Below are 2,509 nucleotides of genomic sequence, written 5' to 3'. Positions count from 1 at the left end.
CGCCGCGCGGTCGCCCAGCTTGAGGCCCGCGCCCTCACCCTCGACGCCAGCCTCGTCCGCGCCCTCGGCGGCGGCTTCCGCGCCTGACCTTTTCCAGAGAGTCCACACCATGGCCCGAGACCAAGGCCCCTCGGCGGACGCCGCCACCGCCTCCCCCCCGGCGACGTCCGCCCCTCCGCCGGCCGCGAACCCCCAGCGCGGTCGGCGGACCCGCCTTCTGCTGACCCTGGCGGCCGTCGTGCTCGGCGCAGCGCTGATCTGGCTTGCCTACTGGCTGCTGGTCGGTTCGCGCCACGTCGAGACCGACGATGCCTATGTCCAGGCCTCCAGCGCCCAGATCACCGCCCTGGTCAGCGGCCCGCTGGTCCAGGTCCCGATCCACGAGACCCTGACGGTGAAGCAGGGGCAGGTGCTGGCGGTGATCGATCCGGCGGACTACCGGCTCGCGGTCGAGCGCGCCCGTGCCGACCTGGAGCAGGCCGAGCGGCGCGTGCGGCAGTACTTCGCCAACGACGAGGCGCTGTCCGCCCAGACCGAAGCGCGTAACGCCGACATCGCCCGCGCCCAGGCCGAACTTCGCCGCGCCGAGGTGGAGTATGGCCGCCGCAAGGGCCTGGCCGGGCAGGGCGCCGTCTCCGGCGACGAACTGACCGCGGCGGAGACCAGCCTGACCACGGCCCGCGCCGCGCTGACCCAGGCTCGCGCCAACGCCACCGCCGCGCGCCAGCAGCAGCGCGCCGCCAATGTCCTGATCGAAGGCCGCGACGTCGCCGGCAACCCTGAGGTGGCCGCCGCCCGCGCCCGCCTCGCCCAGGCCGAACTGGACCTCGCCCGCACCGTGATCCGCTCGCCCACCGATGGCGTCGTCACCCGCAACACCGTCGAGGTGGGCCAGCGTGTCCAGCCCGGCGCGGCGCTGATGACCGTGGTTCCGATCCAGCGCGCCTACGTCGACGCCAACTTCAAGGAAGGCCAGCTCCGCAAGGTGAAGGTGGGCCAGCCCGTGACGCTGACCAGCGACCTCTACGGCTCGCGCGTGAAGTTCCACGGCCGCGTCCAGGGCTTCTCCGGCGGCACGGGCTCGGCCTTCGCGGTGATCCCGGCCCAGAACGCCACCGGCAACTGGATCAAGGTGGTCCAGCGGGTTCCGGTGCGCATCGCCCTCGACCCCAAGGAACTGGCCGAGCACCCGCTGCGCGTCGGCCTTTCGATGACCGCCGAAATCGATATCGGAGGCTAGGGCCATGTCCCAGGCGTCTGCCGCGCCCGCCCCGCTGACCGGCGCACGGCTGCTGACCGCGGCCCTGCTCCTGGGGCTGGCCAACTTCATGGTGGTGCTGGACACCACCATCGCCAACGTCTCGGTGCCGCATATCGCCGGCGGCCTGGCCGTCTCGCCCAGCCAGGGGACGTGGGTCATCACCTCCTATTCGGTCGCCGAGGCTATCACGGTGCCGCTGACGGGCTGGCTCGCCCAGCGCTTCGGGCCTGTGAAGGTGTTCGCCGCCGGGATGGCGGGGTTCGGCTTCTTCTCCCTGCTGTGCGGGCTCGCGCCCAGCTTCTCGATGCTGGTGGCGTTCCGCATCGCGCAGGGCCTCTGCGGCGGCCCGATCATGCCGATGTCGCAGACGCTGCTGCTGGGCATCTTCCCGAAGGACAAGGGCGCCCAGGCCCTGGGGCTGTGGAGCATGACGACCGTCGTGGCGCCGATCGCCGGGCCGATCCTGGGCGGCCTCATCTCGGACAACGCTCACTGGAGCTGGATCTTCCTGATCAACATCCCCGTCGCGGCCATCGTCGGCGTCGGCGCCTATCGCATGTTGATCCATCAGGAGCCCGCCACGCGGCGCATCCCCGTGGATTACGTGGGCCTGTTCCTGCTGGTGGTCTGGGTGGGCGCGATGCAGATCATGCTCGACAAGGGCAAGGAGTTGGACTGGTTCGGCTCGCCGTTCATCGTCGGCCTGGCCATCGTCGCGGTCGTCGGGTTCACAGCCTTCCTGATCTGGGAGCTCACGTCGCAGAACCCCATCGTGAACCTGCGCGTCTTCCGCCACCGCGGCTTCGTCATCGGGGTGACCACCCTCAGCCTCACCTTCGGCGCCTTCTTCGCCAGCGTCGTGCTGATCCCGCTCTGGCTGCAGACCACCATGGGCTACACGGCCACCTGGGCCGGCTACGCGGGCTGCCTGAACGGCATCCTGGCGGTGATCATGTCGCCCATCGTCGCCCGGCTGGTCGGCAGGTTCGACGTCCGCGCCCTGGTGTCGTTCGGGGTGTTCTGGATGGCCGGCGTGGCGCTTTGGCGCGCGTTCTACACGACGGACGCCACGTTCTGGGACATCGCCATCCCGCAGTTCGTGCTGGGCTTCGCCATGCCGTTCTTCTTCATCCCGACCACCAGCCTGTCGCTGTCCTCCGTGCTGCCCGAGGAGACGGCGTCGGCGGCCGGCCTGCAGAACTTCCTGCGCACGACCTCGGCGGCGTTCGCCACGTCGATCATGACCAC

The 2,509-nt window shown here is 70.6% G+C and carries 2 protein-coding genes; both read left to right on the top strand.

Annotation, left to right across the window (positions count from 1 at the left end):
- Positions 1-109: 109 nt before the first annotated feature.
- Positions 110-1,240: an HlyD family efflux transporter periplasmic adaptor subunit gene (locus Q0L11_RS18850; protein ID WP_296599283.1), complete on the top strand. Its 1,131-nt coding sequence runs from the start codon at positions 110-112 to the stop codon at positions 1,238-1,240.
- 4 nt (positions 1,241-1,244) lie between these two features.
- On the top strand, positions 1,245-2,509 hold a 1,265-nt coding region (locus Q0L11_RS18845; protein WP_296599282.1), incomplete at its 3' end, for a DHA2 family efflux MFS transporter permease subunit.

It is taken from the genome of Phenylobacterium sp., from assembly GCF_024508875.1.
Lineage (GTDB): Bacteria > Pseudomonadota > Alphaproteobacteria > Caulobacterales > Caulobacteraceae > Phenylobacterium.
The sequence above is the reverse complement of the archived record's forward strand: the minus strand, read 5'-3'. Positions and strand labels throughout refer to the sequence as shown.